This is a genomic window from Staphylococcus sp. HMSC65H10, assembly GCF_001839185.1.
Classification (GTDB): domain Bacteria; phylum Bacillota; class Bacilli; order Staphylococcales; family Staphylococcaceae; genus Staphylococcus; species Staphylococcus simulans.
Window position 1 is genome coordinate 1 of the sequence record NZ_KV840322.1, and the last position, 20861, is coordinate 20861.

23 protein-coding genes are annotated in these 20861 nt (G+C 36.4%); 5 read left to right on the plus strand and 18 right to left on the minus strand.

Features of this window, described 5'->3' with window-relative positions:
* Positions 1–65: 65 nt before the first annotated feature.
* The 11 genes from HMPREF3270_RS03265 to HMPREF3270_RS03315 all read right to left on the minus strand — a co-directional run bounded on the left by HMPREF3270_RS03265 (position 66) and on the right by HMPREF3270_RS03315 (position 9745).
* Positions 66–1058: a D-lactate dehydrogenase gene (locus HMPREF3270_RS03265; RefSeq protein WP_002479959.1), complete on the minus strand. Its 993-nt coding sequence runs from the start codon at positions 1056–1058 to the stop codon at positions 66–68.
* Positions 1059–1409: 351 nt separating this feature from the next.
* Entirely contained in the window at positions 1410–1880 is a 471-nt protein-coding gene (locus HMPREF3270_RS03270) for a Na+/H+ antiporter subunit G (protein ID WP_002479960.1), read from the minus strand.
* Entirely contained in the window at positions 1858–2154 is a 297-nt protein-coding gene (locus HMPREF3270_RS03275) for a Na(+)/H(+) antiporter subunit F1 (RefSeq protein ID WP_023015570.1), read from the minus strand. Before HMPREF3270_RS03275 ends, HMPREF3270_RS03270 begins: the two co-directional genes overlap by 23 nt.
* Positions 2151–2639, minus strand: coding sequence for a Na+/H+ antiporter subunit E (locus tag HMPREF3270_RS03280; RefSeq protein WP_070847824.1), 489 nt, complete (start codon positions 2637–2639; stop codon positions 2151–2153). The genes HMPREF3270_RS03275 and HMPREF3270_RS03280 overlap by 4 nt, the downstream gene beginning before the upstream one ends.
* Positions 2639–4135, minus strand: a complete 1497-nt coding sequence (locus HMPREF3270_RS03285; RefSeq protein WP_371106796.1) for a Na+/H+ antiporter subunit D — start codon at positions 4133–4135, stop codon at positions 2639–2641. The genes HMPREF3270_RS03280 and HMPREF3270_RS03285 overlap by 1 nt, the downstream gene beginning before the upstream one ends.
* Positions 4122–4469 (minus strand): Na(+)/H(+) antiporter subunit C, encoded by a 348-nt coding sequence (locus HMPREF3270_RS03290; RefSeq protein WP_023015572.1) that lies wholly within the window; start codon positions 4467–4469, stop codon positions 4122–4124. Before HMPREF3270_RS03290 ends, HMPREF3270_RS03285 begins: the two co-directional genes overlap by 14 nt.
* Positions 4466–4891 (minus strand): monovalent cation/H+ antiporter subunit B, encoded by a 426-nt coding sequence (locus HMPREF3270_RS03295; RefSeq protein ID WP_002479965.1) that lies wholly within the window; start codon positions 4889–4891, stop codon positions 4466–4468. Before HMPREF3270_RS03295 ends, HMPREF3270_RS03290 begins: the two co-directional genes overlap by 4 nt.
* The gene (locus HMPREF3270_RS03300; RefSeq protein ID WP_002479966.1) at positions 4878–7361 is read right to left on the minus strand and encodes a DUF4040 family protein; all 2484 of its coding nucleotides are present in this window, start codon (positions 7359–7361) and stop codon (positions 4878–4880) included. The genes HMPREF3270_RS03295 and HMPREF3270_RS03300 overlap by 14 nt, the downstream gene beginning before the upstream one ends.
* Before the next feature lie 55 nt (positions 7362–7416).
* On the minus strand, positions 7417–7977 hold the full coding sequence (locus HMPREF3270_RS03305; RefSeq protein ID WP_070847820.1) for a tyrosine-type recombinase/integrase: 561 nt from the start codon (positions 7975–7977) through the stop codon (positions 7417–7419).
* Positions 7978–8157: 180 nt separating this feature from the next.
* Positions 8158–8856: a hypothetical protein gene (locus HMPREF3270_RS03310; protein WP_070847818.1), complete on the minus strand. Its 699-nt coding sequence runs from the start codon at positions 8854–8856 to the stop codon at positions 8158–8160.
* 10 nt (positions 8857–8866) lie between these two features.
* A complete protein-coding gene (locus tag HMPREF3270_RS03315; RefSeq protein WP_070847806.1) occupies positions 8867–9745 on the minus strand; it encodes a hypothetical protein in 879 nt (292 codons plus the stop codon).
* 197 nt (positions 9746–9942) lie between these two features.
* Between HMPREF3270_RS03315 and HMPREF3270_RS03320 the strand changes: the two genes are divergently transcribed.
* From HMPREF3270_RS03320 to HMPREF3270_RS03340, 5 genes are all read left to right on the plus strand, one after another.
* Positions 9943–11154, plus strand: coding sequence for a hypothetical protein (locus tag HMPREF3270_RS03320; protein WP_070847804.1), 1212 nt, complete (start codon positions 9943–9945; stop codon positions 11152–11154).
* A gap of 20 nt (positions 11155–11174) precedes the next feature.
* The gene (locus HMPREF3270_RS03325; protein ID WP_070847801.1) at positions 11175–12302 is read left to right on the plus strand and encodes a 5,10-methylene-tetrahydrofolate dehydrogenase; all 1128 of its coding nucleotides are present in this window, start codon (positions 11175–11177) and stop codon (positions 12300–12302) included.
* A gap of 370 nt (positions 12303–12672) precedes the next feature.
* On the plus strand, positions 12673–13305 hold the full coding sequence (locus HMPREF3270_RS03330) for an ATP-binding cassette domain-containing protein (protein WP_060804433.1): 633 nt from the start codon (positions 12673–12675) through the stop codon (positions 13303–13305).
* A gap of 18 nt (positions 13306–13323) precedes the next feature.
* Complete coding sequence (locus HMPREF3270_RS03335) at positions 13324–14046, plus strand: peptide ABC transporter permease (protein WP_057510075.1); 723 nt, start codon at positions 13324–13326, stop codon at positions 14044–14046.
* Between the two features lie 94 nt (positions 14047–14140).
* Positions 14141–14320 carry a hypothetical protein gene (locus HMPREF3270_RS03340; protein ID WP_371106797.1) on the plus strand — a complete coding sequence of 60 codons (180 nt, stop codon included), beginning with the start codon at positions 14141–14143 and terminating at the stop codon, positions 14318–14320.
* 70 nt (positions 14321–14390) lie between these two features.
* On the opposite strand, the gene HMPREF3270_RS03345 is transcribed toward HMPREF3270_RS03340, so the two are convergent.
* The 7 genes from HMPREF3270_RS03345 to HMPREF3270_RS03375 all read right to left on the minus strand — a co-directional run bounded on the left by HMPREF3270_RS03345 (position 14391) and on the right by HMPREF3270_RS03375 (position 20694).
* Positions 14391–14726, minus strand: coding sequence for an ArsR/SmtB family transcription factor (locus HMPREF3270_RS03345; RefSeq protein WP_242543498.1), 336 nt, complete (start codon positions 14724–14726; stop codon positions 14391–14393).
* Positions 14727–14766: 40 nt separating this feature from the next.
* Positions 14767–15384: a CadD family cadmium resistance transporter gene (locus HMPREF3270_RS03350; protein WP_070847796.1), complete on the minus strand. Its 618-nt coding sequence runs from the start codon at positions 15382–15384 to the stop codon at positions 14767–14769.
* A 110-nt stretch (positions 15385–15494) separates the two neighbouring features.
* On the minus strand, positions 15495–16358 hold the full coding sequence (locus HMPREF3270_RS03355) for an alpha/beta fold hydrolase (RefSeq protein ID WP_070847793.1): 864 nt from the start codon (positions 16356–16358) through the stop codon (positions 15495–15497).
* Positions 16359–16390: 32 nt separating this feature from the next.
* A complete protein-coding gene (locus HMPREF3270_RS03360) occupies positions 16391–17251 on the minus strand; it encodes a MurR/RpiR family transcriptional regulator (protein WP_023015584.1) in 861 nt (286 codons plus the stop codon).
* A gap of 5 nt (positions 17252–17256) precedes the next feature.
* Positions 17257–18711: a PTS transporter subunit EIIC gene (locus tag HMPREF3270_RS03365; protein ID WP_070847790.1), complete on the minus strand. Its 1455-nt coding sequence runs from the start codon at positions 18709–18711 to the stop codon at positions 17257–17259.
* Positions 18712–18725: 14 nt separating this feature from the next.
* Complete coding sequence (murQ, locus tag HMPREF3270_RS03370; RefSeq protein WP_070847787.1) at positions 18726–19610, minus strand: N-acetylmuramic acid 6-phosphate etherase; 885 nt, start codon at positions 19608–19610, stop codon at positions 18726–18728.
* Positions 19600–20694: a MupG family TIM beta-alpha barrel fold protein gene (locus HMPREF3270_RS03375; protein ID WP_070847784.1), complete on the minus strand. Its 1095-nt coding sequence runs from the start codon at positions 20692–20694 to the stop codon at positions 19600–19602. The genes murQ and HMPREF3270_RS03375 overlap by 11 nt, the downstream gene beginning before the upstream one ends.
* Between the last annotated feature and the right edge of the window lie 167 nt (positions 20695–20861).

Below are 20861 nucleotides of genomic sequence, written 5' to 3' on the forward strand. Positions count from 1 at the left end.
TTATTTTGGACTGTATTTATGTCCCAGCCCCTTCCTTTATATAAAATAACTTCGACTCACAATAATTAGTTCAAGCGTGTTGGTGTATCGCCTGTTTTGATGACATTAAGTGCAGCGTTTAATCCGCCTTCAACTAAGTTACGTACCGCTTCATCAGAGAAAAATGCGATATGTGGTGTTAATTGAATTCTGTCATTTTCGATTAATTTTTTGAATGTTTCATCTTCAAGTTCTTTACCAGTAAAGTCAAATGTGAAGTAAGGCATTTCGAACTCGTAAGTGTCGACAGCTGCGCCTGTTAATTTGCCTTCATTGACCGCATCGATTAATGCTTCTGTATCTACAACTGCACCACGTGCTGCGTTAACTAAGATTGCGCCATCTTTGAATTTCGCAAACATTTCTTTATTGAAAATGTGGTGGTTGTCTGCAGAACCTGGCATGTGTAAAGAAACGATGTCCGCATCTTTAACTGCTTCTTCAATCGTATCTTTATATTCTAAGAAATCTAATGAATCATTTGGATATAAATCATAACCTACAATTTTAGCACCGAAGCCTGCGAAAAGGTTACCAGTTAATGCGCCGATACGTCCTGTACCGATAATTGCGACTGTCATGTCTTTTACTGGTCTTGCCATAATTGTCGCATCCCAAGTAAAGTCATAGTCTTGAACACGTTTTTCAATACGTGGGAATCTACGTACAAGATTTAATGCAGCAGCTACTGAGTATTCCGCAATTGTTTCAGGAGAATAGCTAGGCACGTTTGAGATAATAATACCGTGTTTTTTCGCTAATTCTAAATCATACATATCAAAACCTGCAGTACGTTGTGCGACTTGTTTGATGCCCATTGCTTCTAATTTAGGGTAAGCTTCTTTTTCAAGTTTGCCGAATTGCATTGTTGTAACGCCGTCAAACCCTTCAAGCTGATCCAAAGTATCATAGCTTAAGAAGTCATTTGAGAATGAAACTTCAACATCATTCTCTTTAGCCCAGTTCAAAGCTACATCTTTTTCATAATCACGTGTACCAAAAAATTTAATTTTTGTCATAATTACTCCCTCAATTCTAAAAGTTGTATAGTAGAGTAATTCATATCCTATCTAATATATTATGTGAATACATTCACAAAGTCAATAGGTTATAAATTAATCTGAATAATCTGTCAAACTGATTATACTCCATTTGCGTACGTTTGCATATATGATTGTTCAATACTTTTAAAATTTTAAATAACATTGTATAAAGCGGTGTCTATATACCATGATTCTGGAACAATTATTGGATTATAAACATCTAGACACTTTCTATTTTGGAACTCTACGACAAAACAATATTGAGGTTGGCTGAACTAAAAATACGCACGCCATAGTTTAGAAATTCACTATAGCGTGCGTATTAGATTAGTCATCTTTCTTTTTATAACGAATTGTCGGCTGATGTTCACCTTTTGTGAACGCTTCTGTTGCTTTTCGTCTGCGTTCAGCCCGTAACTTTCTGTTTTTCTTAGCTTCTCTTTTATTATAAGCAATATTCAAAGAAGCCCCTTTTTGGGTGTTGTCTTTCATATACATATACGAACCAACGTTATAAGCCGTACGTACAATCATTTGCCCAGCGACTGGTGACGTCATGTATAAGAATAAGATCGTTAATAGCGTTCTGACACTGAAATAATCACGTGTAAACCAAAAATAAATAAATACACCAATTAATGAAAACAACACAGATAAGGTTGAACTTTTCGTTGCGGCGTGTGCACGCAAGAAGATATCATCAAACTTTAAAATACCGATGGCACTAATGAGAGCGACAATAGATCCCAACAAGATAAGGACAGCTGCGAATAAACTAACGATTTCGTTTATTATCAAAGATTCGTCCTCCTTCTACGAAGCGTGAGATACCAATGGTACTCAAGAATGCGAGGATAGCGATAATTAAGCTCGCATCTAAGAAAGTTAAGGTGTTTAAGACGATACTAAGTAAGCCTACAATAGAGATAATCATCGCACCAATACTATCAAATGCGACCACCCTATTAGGTGTTGTCGGTCCTTTAATCACACGTATCAAAGCGATAATCACCGCAATACCGTAAATGACTAAAGCGCTACGTATCATCCAATCTATGACCATTTCAATCATTTGAGCACCTCCCATATCAAACGTTCATATTTCTTAATCTGCTTGGTTAAAACGGCTTTATCTTTTTCAGAAACATCGATCGCATGAATAAAGAAACGACTGCCATCAGGTGATACCCTGAGTACAAGCGAGCCTGGTGTCAACATAATTAACAAGGTCAGTAAAGTAATCGCCCAGTCTCTTTTCAATGACGTTTCATAAATTAATAAACCTGGGTTCATGTCACGTGATTTAAATAAGATATAGTTGATGGTTGATAAACTCGATATCAACAGCTGCATATTATAAATCAAAATGAATTTAGAAATAATCCAGACTTTCTTTAAGTAGAAGACACGTTTAAAGAAGAATCGATGGATTAAATATACAATCGCAATACCAATCAGATATCCAGCAATAAATGTAGACAAGTGGAATTTATCTTCGTCTTGAAAGAGCGTCCATAATACAGCAATTAAAATATTCAGGGTTAGTTGGGCTAACATTATTCCACCTCCACATTTGGGATAACTGATTTGATATAGTCACTAGGGTTTATATTAAATTCAGCCGCATGATGTGCGACATCTAAAATCCATTCGGCACAAAGCCCCATCAGGATAGTCGCAACTGTTAATAAAATCATCGCAATCAACTTATGCGGCAAGATTGGTTGTCGTTGGACTACAGGCATCTCTTCTCTACCGAAATACATATAGAAAAAGACTTTCAATAAACTATACATCGCAATCAAGCTGGTGATAATCATCAGTGCGACACCGACCACATACCCTTCAGCGAGTGCACCTTGTATAATCAGTAATTTCCCAGGAAATCCACTGAATGGCGGTACGCCGCCAATAGATAATGTGACAATAAATAAAATAATACCTAATGACGGATGCGTATGAATCAAACCGCCCATTTGTTTATAACTTCGGCAACCTGTTAAGACAACAAAGACACCCATGACTAAGAATAATAAGGTCTTAATAATCATGTCATGACCGGCATAGAAAATCGCACCTGTCACACCTGCTTGATTCAAGGTACTGATACCCATGACTGAGAAGCCGATAGACAAGATAACTTGATAAGCAGCTATTTTCTTCACATCTTCATAACCCAGTACACCGATAGCACCAATAATCATCGTAATGATTGCCATATAGTACATGAGTTGATGTGTAATATCAGGCTGTTGATCAAATAACAACACCATGACACGAATTAACGCATACACACCGACCTTTGTCATCAATCCCGCAAATAACGCAGCTAATTCAGTATTTAATGCGGCATAGGCTTTAGGCAGCCACATAAACATGACTAAAGCTGCTTTACCGCCGAACACGAAGATCATAATAATCGCAATCATTGGCATCATCGGCGGTTGGTCACTTTCACTTATCCGCATCGCTAAATGACCGAAGTTCAATGTGCCGAGTGTGCCATATAAATAAGCGACACCGATAAGGAAGAACCAAGAACTGACAACGTTCATTACGACATAAATGACACTCGCACGTAATTGTTCTAGTGTTTGACCAAGTGTTAATAAGACGAACGACGCAATCAACATAATTTCAAACATCACGTACAAGTTGAAAATATCAGCAGTTAAGAAACTGCCGTTGACACCTGTCAGCATAAATAAAATAAAGGATGGTAAGAAATAACGGTTCGCAAGATGTTCACGCTTACCAAAACCGAAATAAATAACACAAGTAACCACTAAGTTGGCAATTGTGACAAAGAAAATACTTAAAGTATCGCCGACAAATTGAATGCCGAATGGCGGCTGCCAATCACCAAAATTGATTACTAACGGTTGATGTTGATAGACATACGCTAATAAATAAGCTGAAACTGCTGTGTTGATGATTTGAATCGTAATCGCGATACGTCTCGTAACCATTAAACGTTCTTTAAAGAAGAATAAAATTAATCCTGTGACTAAAGGCAACAACAGTGGGATTAACATCATATTATTCATCGACATCATCATCCTCACCGCGTAACGCTTCAATTCGGTTTACCCGTGTCACTTTATAAGTACGATAGACTAAGACAAGTAAGAATGCGGAAACCGCAAATCCGATGACAATTGCGGTTAAAATCAACGCTTGTGGTAAGGGATCTACATAATTACTGCCTTCATCGTTAATAATCGGTACTTTTGTACCATCAAAGCCGCTCATCGCTAAAATGACTAGGTTTGCGACATGTGTATAAATGGCAGTACCTAAAACGATACGAATTAAGTTTTTCGATAAAATCATATACGTGCCTGCAAAAGTTAAAATACCAATAATTATAATAAGTATGACGTTCAACTTTTATCACCACTTATCGCAAGCATAATTGTCGTCACTGAACCGACGACTGTTAATAAAATACCGAATTCAAACAAAGTCACACTAGAAAGATGCACTTTCTCTAAGTAAGGCAATGTGACGTAAACATCCTCATGTGACAATAAAGGGTGTCCAAAAAACATTGGCACGATTGCGGTAGCAATGGATAATAAAGAACCTGTAATCGTAACTGCTCTGAAATCCAGCGGCAGTGAACGAATGACCTTTTCAACATCAAAGGCTAGAAACATCAGGATAAACGCTGAACTGAAAACTAAACCGCCGATAAAGCCGCCACCTGGATTATCATGACCCGCTAAGAAAATATAAGAACCGAAGGTCAAAATAATGAAAACTGCTACTTTAGAAATCGTTTCTAATACAATGTCATTTTCGTGCATCTGAATCACCCTTTCTGATTTTGAATTTAATTAAGGAATAGATACCGAGACCCACTATCATAATGACAATGCCTTCTAACATGGTATCTAGTGCTCTGAAGTCTCCGAGAATTGCGTTGACAATATTTTTAGAACCTGCCAATTTATCACTATGTTCATAGAAACTTGAAATCTTATTAAACGCTTGTTCTTGTTGTGCAATAATCACAAACGTCACGACAAAGAGCGACATTAATAAAGCAATAGATAGCTTGACCGCTTCTTTCCCGACATGTACTTTATCTCGTCGTACGTTTGGTAAATGGTAAAAGACTAATAAGAATAAGATAGTCGTAATCGTTTCAATCACTAACTGTGTCATCGCCAAGTCTGGCGCTCTCATTAAGACAAAGACAATCGCAATCGTATAACCGATAACACCGTTAATAATAATCATCGCCATACGTTCACGTAAGAACACTAATGCAACAGATAAGAAAGCAATATTGGCAGTGACTAAAATTTCAAACCACGTAATCGGCTTCACTTTGAAACCTTCAACAGGTATCCAACCGACGCGAATAAAACCATAAGCCAACATACCGAAGAATAAGAAATAAATCACATGTAAGTATTGATTTAATCGGTTATTCATCATCAACTGCATCCCGCTTCTACTAAAACGCTCACTTCCGCTTAACATACCGCGATAGATACTGTTGATGGATAGAAACTCTGGTAACTTGTTGTAAACGTTCATCCAACGTGAACGCCATAAGAGTAAAATACCCACGACATAAATCGTTAAGGTAATCCATAACTCAGGACTTAAACCGTGCCATGCGGCAATGTGCGGAATAAATGGTGCTACTTTATCTGAATGTCCAATATCACGTAAGGCAGGACCGATTAAATATCGCCCTAAGACGTTCGGGATAATAAAGAATAATGGCATGCCAAGTGTGATCACTGCCGGCGCAATATACAGTCCTACCGGCTCGTGTTCAGGTACTTGCGGTAAGCCCTCTTTGTGTAACGGGCCAAAGAAAGTATCTTTGACTAAACGTAAGCTGTAAATGAACGTAAAGAGACTGGCAACCACACCAACAATCAACATCACAGAAACAAAGACTTGGTCATACATCGTAAGTTTTTTCGCGCTGACCAATGTCGCAAAGAACATTTCCTTTGATAAGAAACCATTAAATAACGGGAGACCTGCCATCGCCATTGCGCTGATGGTCATCATCACAGTTGTGACTGGCAAGAGTTTACGTAAACCGCCTAAACGCGATAAATCACGTGTGCCTGTTTCATGATCTACAATACCAACACCCATAAAGAGCACACTCTTAAAGAGCGCATGGTTGATTAAATGAAACAGTCCCGCAAATAAACTCGCAACATAAAAGGCTTGGAACCCTTGTGCTTGGTGACTATATGCTAAAAATCCAAAGCCGACCATCGACATAATCATGCCGAGTTGACTGATTGTGGAATAAGCAAGCAACCCTTTTAAATCACGTTGTCCAACTGCCACAAAGGAACCGACCATTAAAGTGATAATACCAATTGTGATAACAATATAAGCTACCCATGGCTCATAACCTAATATCGGTGTAAAACGAAATAGTAAGTATAATCCGGCTTTAACCATTGTCGCAGAGTGCAGGTAAGCACTGACAGGTGTCGGTGCTTCCATCGCATCTGGCAACCAGATATGAAATGGAAATTGTGCCGATTTCGTAAAGGCACCTAATAAAATAAAAACAACCGCAAGTGGGAACCAAGGAGATTCATACATCGTTTGGCGAACGGGAATCTGTACTAATTCAGATATAGTATTTGTACCGGTAATATTAAATAAAATCACAAACCCGACCATCATAAACATACCGCCAAAGACAGTGATTAAGAATGATTTCATTGCGCCTGCCTGACTTGTTGGTCGGTTATACCAATAAGCAATTAATAAGAAAGACGCAATACTCGTTAACTCCCAAAATACGTACAGCAGTATGGTATTATTTGCTAGCACAACGCCTAACATCGCAAACATGAACATTAATAAATACACGTAGAACCTTGGCAAATCATCATGTGCTTTTGATAGGTATGCATTCGCATATAATACAACACCTGTACCAATTAAAGTGATTAACAAGGCAAAGATTAAAGACAAGCCATCTAATCTGAACGCAAAATTTACATCGATTGACGGCATCCACGGCAATGAAACCATAACCAGTTGATTGGCGGCGATGCGTGGAATCATGGTTATAAAATAAATTGCGCTGATAACGGGCGCACTTAACGCTATCCATCCAGCTTGTCTGCTTAAAGTTGTTCTGTACCGACCCGTGTTATGCGTAATTTCTTGTTGTGCTTGTTCTGACGCTGAAGCTGGTCGTGCAGAACGATTCGGCAGGTTTGTCATGAGTACGAACAACATCACAACAATAATAAAGACAAACAGCCAAATAAGGCTCATAAGAAGTGAGACTCCTTTCTATAGTTGAGTTAAAGTCATATCTAAAAAATAAAAATTAAAGATCTAATTGAATCGTAATCGTGCGGTTTTGTTGCGGAACATCTATAAATTTGAGGGTCTCAGATAAAGTCTGATGACCGAGGTATTTTTGTATCACTGTAAGCGGTGTACCCGATTGGTACGCATGATAAGCAAAAGTTTTTCGTAAAGATTGAAGACCGATTTGAGAGAGTCCATTTTGAACAGCAGCATCATGAATAATACGATACGCTTGTTGGCGAGAGAGCGGACGTTTTGTTTTCATAGAACGAAATAGATAATCGTCATGACCAATTCCTTTATCTTTCATAAATTCATCCAATTCCTCACATAACGATTGAGGCAACGGCACATTAATTTCAGATATCCCAGGTTGTCGCCAAATATTAATCACAGCCTGACAATGCTCATCTTGTGTTAAAACATCTAGTCCTTTTAAATGAATTAACGTACTAATTCTTAAACCTGTATGTATCGCTAAACGAAACAACAAATAATCACGCTGGTTATGTTCACGTAACGTTTCATACATCGCTTCAATATCTGATTTATCTTTAATCGGCAACACACATTCCATGAAAAGCCCACTCCTTTCTAATTAACAAAATATTGCCACATTAAATTAATGATACTTAATCATTATAATTCATATTTAAGTAACATTAAAGTAACGAAGTCTCATTTTTTCAAAAAATTTAAAATCGTTTATTTGTTAAAAAGCATAAAAAAGAAGCGAGCCAAAGCTCACTTCTTCTTATTAGTCTAATCGAATAATAGGTTGTTGTTCATTATTACCTATCATGATTTTACTTTCTACCGCTTGTATTTGTGACTTAGGAATATTTAATTTTTTCAAATCTGCAACCTTATATTCTTTCATGAACCCATTTTCAATCTCTTGATTATAATCTGCATAATATGTTTGTGTTCCCCATACTATAACTTTTTCATGCGAAATACCAACTAAAACAGAATATGGTCCAGAACGCGGGTCAAATATATAATAAACCATATCTGTTGGCGCATGAATTAATTTCATTTCACTTTCTGGCTGAATCAAATGGACTTCATTTACTTTGAAATGATGTATTTTACCATCATCTGTTCTACCTGAATATTTACCTTCTAACACTTCTTGTCCTGTGATATATTTTTGATCAAAATTCGGATTCAATATCATCAATGCTACATTGTGTTTAATCTCTTGTTCTGTTAAAGGTCGTTTTTGTGTTTGCGGTTCTTCTTTTTGATTCTCTGTACTTTCTTTTGAAGTATTGGTTTGATTATTATTTTTTGTTTCTGATGTTACTTTGTCTTGTTTAGCGTTTGTTTCTTTTGTCTCTGTTTTCTGTTCTGATGACTTAGAATTTTGTTTATCTTCTTGTGATTGTGTTCCACATGCGGCTAATAAAAGTAGACTCAAGATCATTGTGAGTATCATTCTAAGTTGTTTCATCTTTTACGCCTCAATTCTCAGGGACAAACTGTAATGTGTGCGGTGTTGCTTGATAGATATGTCGTGTTAGCGCATTGATTTCATTTGAATCGAGTTTCAACTGTTCAAGTTCTTTCACTTTAAAGACTTGTGTCTCTTCTTCTTGAATGAATTGATTATAATCTAATTTTACTTTTTGAGATACTGCATCTTCAGAACTGATTGTTGATTTACCAATAACGATTTCATTATCAGATACACCGATTACTGTTTTCTTGTCAGGATCTTTTGTATGTGTTACAAAATAATACTGCATGCCTTCAGGACCATTTTCAACTTGCGGTACTTCTAGAGATTGGAAAAGTACATAGTTCGGAATGCGCACTTGTTGACCGTCATCTGTTTTATAAGTTTTTTGTTTTAAATCTTTAGCATTAACGTAAGTTTTGTTTAATTTAGGGTCTAACAACATCATCGCGATATGTTTTCTATCCACATCTGCTTTAGGACCAGGTGCAAGATCCTCAGGCCCTTTAACTTTACCGCCATCTCTTTCTAAATTTGGTTCTTCATTTTTCTTTGATGAATCTGAGGATTGAGCATCTTTTTCAGTTGTTGCTTTATCAGTTTCTTGTTGTGTTTGTTTAGTTTGTGCATTCTTATTTGTATCAGTGTCAGCATGTGCTTTATCTTTTTTCTCCGCTTCATGCACTTCTATTTTTATATCTTGTTTAGTGTGGTACGTCGTATGTGTTTGTTTTTTCTCTTTAGGTGATTGGTCTTGTGATTGAGTGTCTGTTGTTTCTTCTTGTTTTTGGTCTGCTTGTTTTTCGTTGTTTTCTCTATGGCCACAACTTGCTAAAAGTAGAGTTGAACAAAGCAGTCCAAGCAATAAATGTTGTCGTTTCATGATGTATACCTCCCGATACTTTATTCTTTATAAATATTATACATTAGAAGCTACATTTCCACTATGTAATCCTTATCAAATTCGTCTTTTTAATAAGTTTTGTTTCTTGTCATTGCGGGAACTTATTAATTATGTAATTATAAATGAATTCAAAATTAATTTTGTTCATAACTTTGTAGAGAGAAAGGAGGCAATTTATGAGTGAGATTAAAGTAGGAATCATTGCTGCTCCAGGGTTTCCTATGGATTTATCAGAGACACTAGCTGAACAAATGCCTACTTCACTAAATAGTAAATTAAAAGAAGATATCAAATGGACTTTCGAATGTGTTTCTGACCCATTAATTGGTTCTGCGGAAGACGTCAACAAAAGTTTAGACGCAGCTCAATCTCTTAAAACCCATCATAAATGGGACTATGCGATTGTTGTGACAGACTTACCCATTGTCGAACAACGTAAAGTAATAGTAGGTAATTTAGATGAGCCTATGGCTACTGGATTAATCTCAATTCCGGCTTTAGGTTTATTTGGTGTGAAACGTAAATTGAAACAATGTCTGCTTTATTTTGCGGAAATTATATACTTACATCAAACGAACGAGGATTATCAAACAAAAAAATTAAATCTTTCATTATTTACACGTGTAAAGCCCATTAGAAATATATTCGATGATAAACAAGAGAATGATATGGAAACGCAAGATGATCAAGAAGCCGGAGATGATACCTCCCACTCCAAAACAACAACCAAGTTTATTTTAAACCCACTTATTATAAGTTGGATTTTATTATTAGCTGGAATGACCAGAGCCAATCAACCGCTTAAAGAAATTCCAAACTTCAAAAAGATTATTTCCATTTCCTTTGCGACAGCTACATACTTAACCATTTTCTCTACCCCATGGCAATTAAGTATTGAATATACTAACTTAAGATTTATCTTTATGACGACACTAGCCATTGGCGGAATGACCCTTTGGATTATGTATGCACACTCGTTATGGGAACATGAAACTTCGTTAACAACTAAAACTTATCGAACAGTTTACAATGTAACAACTGTCTTAACTCTATTGATTATTATTGTATTCAGCTATCTCATCTTATTCTTACTGCTTACAATCAGTGTCGCTTTATTTGTGCCAAATGATTTATATAACATGCAGACGATTAATGAAGGACAGCGTACACTCGGACAGTTCTTGTACCTTGTATGGTTTGTGACATCACTTGGTTTCTTAGCAGGTGCTTTAGGCGCATCTGTCGAAAACGAAAAGAAAATTCGTGCTATGACTTACTCTTATCGTCAACGTGCACGCTATGAAGAAGCAAAAGAATGGGAAGCTTCCAATTACTATTCATCAGAATCACACCAAAAAGATAATGATGATAACGATCAAAACAATTAAAGAAAGGAGGCTGTAAATTTATGGAACAACTTGTCGTAGGCATTATCGCTTCACCTGGTATTGCGAATAAACTTTCGCATAAATTAGTAGACACATTACCCGGTTTATTAAATGACTACATTTCATCTCAATACCAATGGAAAATTGAAGTCATTGTTGATGCGTTAACAGGATCTGCAGAAGATGCAGACCAAGCCTATCAAAAAACCGAAGACTACTTAGATCGTTATAACTGGAACTATATTATCAGTTTAACTGACTTACCATTACTTCATGATAATGAGTCAGTCATCGCTGTTGATATCAACGAAGAAAACGGGGCTAGTATTATTTCAATTCCCGCTTATGGTTGGCGTCCTGTTACCAAACGTCTAGAAAGAACAGTGCTGACGATTATTCATGAAATCAATCTATTTTTCAGTGACAACCCAAATCAAAACAATGAAGATGAAAATCATCAAGCAACTTATCGAGAAATATTCCCTTTCTCTAAACTAAGAAAAATCCGTACTTACACTGATGATACACATACGATGCATATCCGTTATATTGTCGCATCTAAAGCATCCGGTTACTTCCGTTTACTCAGTGGAATGACCTTTGCGAATAACCCATTAAGATTAATGCAAAGTATGAATAGTGTGATTGCGATTGCATTTACAACCGGCGCGTCCGGTTTAATCTTCTCCACCATGTGGTCTTTAAGCAATACCTTTACCACATGGAGATTAACAGTTATGTCCCTCTTTGCGATTTTCGGTATGATTTTATGGATTATCTTAGCGCATAACTTATGGGAAAGTGAACGCTTCAGTATTAATAAACGTATTACACGGTTATATAATTTAACAACTCTGACCACACTGACAACGTCAGTCATTATTTATTATGTAACACTCTTTACGATATATTTGATTGCAGCTTCTATTTTATTACCAGCACCCTTCCTAGGAAAGACCTTAGAACTCGGACATCCTGCCACATTCACTCTTTATCTGTCTATCGCATGGTTCGCAGCTTCTCTTTCAACAATTGCGGGAGCCATTGGTGCAGGTATGCGTAACGAAGAACTGGTACGAGAAAGTACGTATGGTTCTAGACAACAAATGAGAAAAGCCCTAATCAAAGAACGTTCTGATAATAACTAACTATTGAAATCAAGATGCAATGACATCTTGGTTTCTTTTTTTATTTACTTATACCCTATACGGTAGCCTGACGGTTGTCTGCGTTCAGACATCCGAACCTCTTAAAACCGCTTAAAATCAATACTTCTATACAAAACGCTTTAACCTCCAATTAAGTATCAAATGAAATAAGCAGTATGTCTTGTAAGCGAATTATTTTTTGTAATTTTCTCATGCATGACAAAAAATCCACAAATTATTACCAAAAGACAAATTATAATGATTTGATATTTATGATACGCTATATTTAAGAATTCCTAAAAATTTTGTTAAAACTTGTTAAATAGTATCACTCGAAAACTTTACAATTTTAGCGAGGGAGCCGAGTTAAATGGAAATCAAACAGTATGTATTACGTATCAAAAGCAAAATCCTATTACAGCCGACTGACTTGGTATTTCACAAAGGTGAAATCAATCATATTATTGGCAGAAATGAAGTTGGCAAGTCTCAATTAGCTAAAGATTTCGTACTTAATCACAGCGGTCATATGCGCCCAGAGATTACAGAAAACACAACTTTGATTAGTAATGCATCATGTATTCCAAGAGATATCACTAAAGATTTTCTCATTCAATTACTCAAGAGTTATTTTATTTGTACCGTCAAAATCGATTACTTGGGTGACTTGTTAGGGATTGAAACTATTCCTGATCACATCCCTATTCGAAAATTAAACAAAGGACAACAAGAAAAGCTGAAGCTATTAAGTTTTCTATCAGAAGACAAACCTATCATCATTTTAGATGAGATCACAAAAGACTTAGACGAAACAACAGTTCACGACTTCTATACTTTCTTTAATAACTATATTTCGGATAATCCTGAAAAAGTAATTATCAATATTACACATAGCGCAAAAGATTTAACATACCTACCTGGTAAGTACTTTTTATTTAAAGACCTGACGATTGAAGAATATGATTCTAAAGAAGCAGTTGTCGATGAATACATTTGTTTCTAAAAACTTGAGGTGTACAAAATGAGGTTAGAGTTAAGAAAAACAGCGTTTAACAAAATAACACTGATTCTTGGTTCGCTTTTTTTATTACTATTCGTTTTAGGTTATGGCTTTACCACCTTTATGAATGATGGTCAAAGCTTGTCATATGGTGAATATTTCTTCAACACATATACGATTGCGGTAGAAACTGGATTCATACTCTTTTCATTCATCATCGCTTATTACTTCAATAAAGAGTATGCAGATCAAAACATCTTATTTTATAAGTTATTAGGAAATACAGACTTCACCTTCTTTTACAAAAAGATGTTTGTCATTTTCTTAGAATGCTTTGTATTTGTATGTATTGGCATCACTGCCATTTCTTTGATGTTTGGTAATTTCTCGCATTATTTCTTTTTAATCATCATGTTTTCTTTATTAATCTTGCAGTATATCTTAATCATTGGAACAATCAGTATTTTAATTTCCAAAATTTTAATCAGTGTTATTGTCAGCCTAATCTATTGGGTTATTTCTATTGTCTTAGTAATGCTTAATCCAACCATCTTCGGCATCCTTTCGCCTTTTGAAGCAAGCAATGTAATGTACCCTAACGTCGATGCTACATTAAATGGAGATACCTTAGCACTGACTTCTTACGATATTACATTATTGGTTGTTTATTTCCTTTTACTCTTTGCGATCAACTTCGTCGTACTTTTCTTTGCACGAAAACGTTGGTTGCAATTAGGGCTATAACTTGAAAACATAAACAAGAGGCAGAGTTAAATCCGCCTCTTTTTTCTACATACTCCCTAATAGAAAGGTGTGTACATTAAATATGAATGACTCAATGTTCTGGAAATCTTTCATGATACCTGTGTATTTAATGGTTGCCTTTTTAGGTTTTCTATTATTTAAATTTTATATCCAAGCAAACATGGCTTCTATTATTTTAATTGTCGGTCCATTAATTTATGTGGCAATTGCTTCTATCATTTATAACACTAATCGTAAAAGACAAAACAAATAGCGTTGTATATTTTTAAATAACTGTTGTGCTATCATTCTGCAAAATTGATTCACAACAGTTATTTATATATTTAACTATTTTCGTTTTCTACTTCTGTCAGCATAAAGCGCAGCAATTTATCAACTTGAGGATCTTTGATGAAATAATACGCCATTTTCCCTTCTTTGCGGAAATCTATAACTTCTTTTTTATAGAGTATGCGTAAATGATGAGAAGTAGAGGCAATACTCATTTGAAGCAATTTCGCAATGTCGCAAACACACAGTTTCTCTTCTTCAAGCAACGCAAATAAAATCGTTAATTTCTTTTTATCACCTATTGCGTTTAAAGTATTCATTGCCTTAATAGTGTGTGTTTCACTTAAAAAGTCAGAAGCATTTTTCACTTTATCTTCATGCACATACATGATGTCACATTGTTCATTAGACACCTATCTCCCATCCTTTCTATGAAACAAAGCTTAACAATGTTTGTATGGTTTTGTTTTCAATCAAAATGTATAAACCTAAGCCAATATAGATAATTGCCATAATCCATCGATTATATTTCTCCACAGTTTCACCAATACCCGGAACTTTTGCTAATTTTTGTGCAGAGAATACCAATAAGAAAATCATGATTACAAATACAATTAATGTCACAATAACTTGCGCTAAAGTCAAACTGACAAAGTACGGTACAAATAAACCGATATTATCTGCTCCACAGCTTGCTAGGGTAACAAGCGCAACAATGCCAACTAATTTGGACATTCCTTTTTTATCCAACTCTCTCTTGGCACGTGCTTCCCCTTCACAATCATCAAATAATGCCACTTTGATTCCTAAATATAGAGGGATGATACCTAATAAACCTAACATCCATTTCTCAGGTACATAGTGTAAGATAAACGCAAAAAACAAACTGATGACAATTAAGGCACCTGATCCTAAAAACTGTCCAATATAAATATCACGATACTCACGTTTGGTTTGTGCACGTGCGAAATAAATCAACAAAATCACTAATAAATCTAAAGCAGTCGCTGTATAAAGTATGACTGCAGTCAAAGCGGTCTGTATCACTTTGTCACCTCATTCAAAAATAAATTTGAATGTATTATAACACTCTAAGAGTTAAAATCACAGGTCATAATAAAAAGACCTTCATATAACGAAGGTCTTGAACTCTATCATTATGAACGCAGTATCTTTTTAACAGCTTTCGCAAATTGTTTAGGTTGTTGTGCATAACCGTAATGTCCACCTGTAACTTGAAACAGATTTGCATTTAAGCTATGCGCAAAATATTTAGCCGCTTCATACCCTAGCGATTCTTTCGATTGTTCACCTTGCAAGAACTTGATTGAAACATCTTTGGCCTTCAAAGCTTCTATATCAATTTGATAATTCAAATATTGCCGGAGTTCATATTGAAGCCAAATGTTTGTTGATTCACTACTGCGTATTTGTGAAGTACTCGGTGAACAAACCGCGCAAGGAGCAATCGTATTCTCTACTAACACCTGCATATCTGAGTGCGAAGGATTAATCAAACGTTCATACTGACGCATTGCAGCCGGCACTCCTTCAATCATTGCAGTACGTGCGATTTGTTCAGTTTGCGGCACATAATCTTCTCTGTTTGGAAGTACAGAAGTATTTAAAGGCTCATGAACAAGTAATGTCTTAACCAATTCTGGATACATACACGCAAATTCTAATGCAGGAACAGCACCTGTGTCTGTCGCAAAAAGATAAACAGGATGATTACTAAGCGTTTGTATTAATGTTTTAATATCTTCAACATCCATGGTTAAACAATACGTATCTTTGGTGTTTGCGATAGAACTTGGTAAAGCCGTTAACAATTCACTTGCTCCATAACCTCGTCTATCAGGTAAGACAACAGTAAAATAATCTTCTAGCTTATGTGCTAAATCCAAATAACTATCATTGATTCCGCTAGCGCCAGGAATACATAACAAAATCGGTCCATGTCCCATCATGTCATAACGAATGATTGCATTATTTGTTTCTAAAGCATACATTTCTCTCATTCCTTTAACTCCATCATTACTATCATCATACCTTAATCTCCATCAACATATAAATCAACTGCATCTCTTGTCTGACTTAAATGTGCGATATGATTTGTATAGTCTTTCGCAAGATATGTGTAAAACAAAGTATCAACAGTGATGAGCTGTGCGATTAACGAACTTGTTGCGGCTAATCGCAAACTACGATCTGAACTTGCGTCATGGAACAAACACTCATCCGCTTCATTGGCGAGTTCTGAATCTTTTCGACTGGTCATACCGATAACCGGAACATGATAATGGCGCGCGACTTGCGCTAACTTTAATGTTTCTCGGTTTTGGCCTGAATTTGAGATACCTATCATTAAAGTACCTTCATTGTTACTTCCAGCTAGCGTTGTAGCGATAATGTGTGCATCCGAACTATGAACAACATTCATACCAGCTCTTGTAAATTTTTGAAAGATATCTTCTGCCACAATATGACTTGCGCCTACTCCAAACACAACTAACTTCTTACATTGTCTTAATTTTTCAGCAATTGTTTCTAACGTTTGATCATCTAATAAAGTTTCTGTTGTTTTCAGAGTATACGCTGCTCGATTGAACAGTTTACTTTTAATTTCATTAGCAGGTTCATCTTGTTCCATTTCTTGATACACACTAGCCTGATGATTAGGTAAATAACTTGAAATGGCTAACTTCAAATCCACTAGCCCTTTGAATCCTAATTTATGCACACAGCGGATAACAGTAGCTGAACTTGTTTGCGTTTCTTTACCTAACGCTTGTGCACTCATTTCTAATACCGCTTCCGGTGCTTCAATCAAATATCGTGCTACTTGTTGTTCGTTTTTAGTCAGTTGTTCCATCTGTTCTTCAATATAAATTAATAGTTGTTCATTTCCCATATGTTTTACACCTCTTCTTCAACATCTTGAGGTGCAGTCATTTCTTTTGTTGTTCCGAAGAAGTATGTTGCGATAAATCCTCCCGCATATGCAGCTAATATTCCTGCAATGTAGCCTAAATACATATTGTCATAAATTAAAGGAATCAATGATAAACCACTCGGTCCAATCGCAACAGCACCAATGTGTCCGATACCACCGATAACAGCACCGCCGATACCTCCACCAATACATGCTGTAATGAATGGACGGCCTAATGGTAAAGTCACACCATAAATTAAAGGTTCTCCAATACCTAATATTCCTGCAGGTAATGCACCTTTTAATAAACGAATAATCTTTTTGTTCTTACGGCATCTTACCCAAAGCGCTAATGCCGCACCGACTTGGCCTGCACCTGCCATCGCAAGAATCGGTAATAAGAAAGTTGCATGATCTTGGTTGATCATTTCTATATGAATCGGTGTTAAAACTTGATGTAAACCAAACATAACTAATGGCAAGAATGTCGCACCAAGGATAAATCCGCTAAATGCACCGCCAATATCTAGCACCCAGTTAATAATACCTAATAGACCTTCTGAGATTACACCCGCTATCGGCATAATTAAGAATATCGTCGCAAGTCCCATAATTAATAAGGTAATCGTAGGTGTTACAATAATATCCACCGCATTCGGAATAATTTTATGCAGACGTTTTTCAACAATTGATAGTAACCAAACCGCAAAGATGACACCGATGACCCCACCTTGTCCAGGTGCTAATGCTTCACCGTTAAAGATATTATGCAATGGTTGTTCAGGTGTCATACCTGTCAACATGGTAGCACCACCAATCACACCGCCGAGTCCTGGAGTTGCGCCAAATTCTCTAGCCGCATTAATTCCGACATAGATGACTAAGTATGCTAGCAAACCACTTTTGATAATATCAAAGACTAAAGTCAACTGCTTCCACATCGCACCTTCAATATAACCAGCAGACAATAGGTTCGTCAGCACTGCCGCTATACCACCGATTAATCCTGCACCAACAAATGCCGGAATTAAAGGTACAAAAATATTTGCGATGACTCTCAGTACTTTTTTCCATTTAGACTTTTTCTGTTTTTCCTTCATCTGACTTTTAAAGAGTTGTGCTTCTGATTCTACATGTTCTTTATCTGTTTGATGCGAAGGTTCATGATGAACGATTTTTTCACCTAAAGGTGTGCCAATCATTTCGCTCATTTCATGTGCGACCTTATTGACAGTCCCTGGGCCTACAATAACTTGTAGTGTTTCATCTTCTACTACTCCCATGACACCGTCTATTGCTTTGAGTCCTTCTAGATTCACTTTAGAGTAATCAATAATATCCATACGTACACGTGTCATACAATGAATCACACGTTCTAAATTTGCTTTGCCGCCAACATTATTTAATATTTCCTGGGCAATCTTTTTTTCTTTTGACATTGTTGTTCAGCTCCTCATGTTTTTCTGATAAAACCATTCGCTTTTTCTAAACGTTCAACAGCTTCTTCATACGTAATATCATGTAATCCCATAACAATTGCCGCTTTCACATGACCGTTACTGTCATGAAATAACTCTTTACTCTCAGATTCTGAAGTATTAGCCACTTCTGAAATGATATTTAACGCACGTCTTCTCAATTTTTCATTTGTCGGTTGAACATCTACCATTAGGTTTTCATAAACTTTACCGATACCGACCATTGCGCCAGTTGATATCATATTCAACACTAACTTTTGTGCTGTTCCAGACTTCAAGCGTGTAGAACCTGTCAGAATTTCAGGACCCACCTCTATTTCAATCGCAATATCCGCAACTGCACCAATCGCTGTATTTTTATTACAAGCAATCGCTGTTGTGTTCGCACCTATCGTATTCGCGTACTCTAGACCGCCAATGACATAAGGCGTTCTGCCACTCGCTGCTAATCCGATCACTGTATCAGTTTCATTAAGTTTAAGGTGCTTTAAATCTTGTTTGCCAAGTGTTTTACTATCTTCAGCACCTTCTACAGCTTCAGTCATTGCTTTAGCACCACCTGCGATTAAACCAATCACATCATCTCGAGTCACACCGAAAGTCGGTACACACTCAGCAGCATCTAACACACCTAGCCTGCCGCTCGTACCTGCACCCATATAAATCAACCTGCCGCCTTGCTTAAATCCTTCAATAACAGTATCAATCACACGTGCAATAGACGTATTTTCTTTCGCAATCGCTTGTGCTACGGTTTGATCTTCTTGGTTCATCAAAACAACAAAATCTTCAGTGCTTAATTCATCTAGATGCATCGTTTTCTCATTACGTTGCTCAGTTGTCATTTTATTAATGTCCATGACTTTCCTCCTCAACTGAAACGAATTCAAATGTGGTATTCGACCCAATCATATTTATACAATCTAAATCACGGGCGTCGACATAACCTAATACATTGACCGCTTCATCCTTAGGTAAATCACACCTTACAATTTGAAGTTCATTCATATAACGACCATATAATGCATTGTCTATCGTCACAGCACCTTTACGACGTTCTACTACATTATGCGGCGATACTTCTTCAGTAAATGTTTTTCTTGCCTCAATGGCTCTCACAACATCACGTGCGACATCTGGTCGATTATGATAAGTCCCTAAATATTTACTGTCTGAGCTTAAATTTGTTCGTAAAACAACACGGTTTAATCTGAAATAAGTATCGAATTGATGAATCATAAAATCGTCAATTTGACTGTCTCCCACACAAGCAATATCACACAAATCCTCTTCTAGCTCGACTGCTGCGGCTAATGGATGATACTGACGATGGTCTTCTAGTGTTGGTAAACCGCGATAGATAGGTCCTCTTAATTGAGTACCAGGGACAAACGCCATGATTTGAATTTCAGGAAATGCTCCTTTTAATCGCTCGTTTATATGTTGAAAGAAAGTACGTTCCAAGCCTGTATCAGGTCTAGGATAATAATTATGTGCAACTAAGATATTCTCTTGAGAAATTGCGCGATCACTCAGCTCACGTAGAATTTGAAATGCATCTGTGCTCGCATTCAACATCACTGAATATTTTGCTTCTACATACTCTGCCAAACTATTTATATCGACCGCTTCATCCAAACGAACAATATCAATGCCCACATCACGAATCGATTCTGGTTCACTCAAAGACAAACCCAGTTGACGCAGTGTTTGTCCATTCACATCAGCAATAATTTGTGCACGGTTCCCATTTATTACGGCTAACTGTTTTAACCGCGTCAAATACGTATCTTGGTTATCTTCTGGAATTTGAAGTGATGTAAATATATATCGAAATCCATGATTCAACATTTTGTCGATATATGTTTCGTCAAATGCTTCTCCTAAATAGACAGAAAACCCTAAGTCCAATCCAACCACCTCTTTTAAAAGTTTTATTTTCATTTAAATCAACTGCTTTTTAGTATGTAAGACTGAGAATCAAATCAAGCAATCAATTATGTGTAATCGCTTACATTATCACACAGTTGTAATACTATTACAATATCAATCTTGAATATATGTATTTTTGTAACGAGAGTTCAAAAATAATTTTATTTTCAAACCTCCAC

What these genes read in the sequence shown, in the direction of transcription:
- HMPREF3270_RS03365 (WP_070847790.1), bottom strand. Translation starts at nt 18,711, where the DNA reads ATGTCAAAAGAAAAAAAGATTGCCCAGGAAATATTAAATAATGTTGGC.
- murQ (WP_070847787.1), bottom strand. Translation starts at nt 19,610, where the DNA reads ATGGACATTAATAAAATGACAACTGAGCAACGTAATGAGAAAACGATG.
- HMPREF3270_RS03265 (WP_002479959.1), bottom strand. Translation starts at nt 1,058, where the DNA reads ATGACAAAAATTAAATTTTTTGGTACACGTGATTATGAAAAAGATGTA.
- HMPREF3270_RS03305 (WP_070847820.1), bottom strand. Translation starts at nt 7,977, where the DNA reads ATGGAATGTGTGTTGCCGATTAAAGATAAATCAGATATTGAAGCGATG.
- HMPREF3270_RS03345 (WP_242543498.1), bottom strand. Translation starts at nt 14,726, where the DNA reads ATGTATGTGCATGAAGATAAAGTGAAAAATGCTTCTGACTTTTTAAGT.
- HMPREF3270_RS03275 (WP_023015570.1), bottom strand. Translation starts at nt 2,154, where the DNA reads ATGATTGAAATGGTCATAGATTGGATGATACGTAGCGCTTTAGTCATT.
- HMPREF3270_RS03320 (WP_070847804.1), top strand. Translation starts at nt 9,943, where the DNA reads ATGAGTGAGATTAAAGTAGGAATCATTGCTGCTCCAGGGTTTCCTATG.
- HMPREF3270_RS03310 (WP_070847818.1), bottom strand. Translation starts at nt 8,856, where the DNA reads ATGAAACAACTTAGAATGATACTCACAATGATCTTGAGTCTACTTTTA.
- HMPREF3270_RS03335 (WP_057510075.1), top strand. Translation starts at nt 13,324, where the DNA reads ATGAGGTTAGAGTTAAGAAAAACAGCGTTTAACAAAATAACACTGATT.
- HMPREF3270_RS03285 (WP_371106796.1), bottom strand. Translation starts at nt 4,135, where the DNA reads ATGTCGATGAATAATATGATGTTAATCCCACTGTTGTTGCCTTTAGTC.
- HMPREF3270_RS03355 (WP_070847793.1), bottom strand. Translation starts at nt 16,358, where the DNA reads ATGAGAGAAATGTATGCTTTAGAAACAAATAATGCAATCATTCGTTAT.
- HMPREF3270_RS03330 (WP_060804433.1), top strand. Translation starts at nt 12,673, where the DNA reads ATGGAAATCAAACAGTATGTATTACGTATCAAAAGCAAAATCCTATTA.
- HMPREF3270_RS03300 (WP_002479966.1), bottom strand. Translation starts at nt 7,361, where the DNA reads ATGAGCCTTATTTGGCTGTTTGTCTTTATTATTGTTGTGATGTTGTTC.
- HMPREF3270_RS03325 (WP_070847801.1), top strand. Translation starts at nt 11,175, where the DNA reads ATGGAACAACTTGTCGTAGGCATTATCGCTTCACCTGGTATTGCGAAT.
- HMPREF3270_RS03295 (WP_002479965.1), bottom strand. Translation starts at nt 4,891, where the DNA reads ATGCACGAAAATGACATTGTATTAGAAACGATTTCTAAAGTAGCAGTT.
- HMPREF3270_RS03340 (WP_371106797.1), top strand. Translation starts at nt 14,141, where the DNA reads ATGTTCTGGAAATCTTTCATGATACCTGTGTATTTAATGGTTGCCTTT.
- HMPREF3270_RS03280 (WP_070847824.1), bottom strand. Translation starts at nt 2,639, where the DNA reads ATGTTAGCCCAACTAACCCTGAATATTTTAATTGCTGTATTATGGACG.
- HMPREF3270_RS03360 (WP_023015584.1), bottom strand. Translation starts at nt 17,251, where the DNA reads ATGGGAAATGAACAACTATTAATTTATATTGAAGAACAGATGGAACAA.
- HMPREF3270_RS03375 (WP_070847784.1), bottom strand. Translation starts at nt 20,694, where the DNA reads ATGAAAATAAAACTTTTAAAAGAGGTGGTTGGATTGGACTTAGGGTTT.
- HMPREF3270_RS03315 (WP_070847806.1), bottom strand. Translation starts at nt 9,745, where the DNA reads ATGAAACGACAACATTTATTGCTTGGACTGCTTTGTTCAACTCTACTT.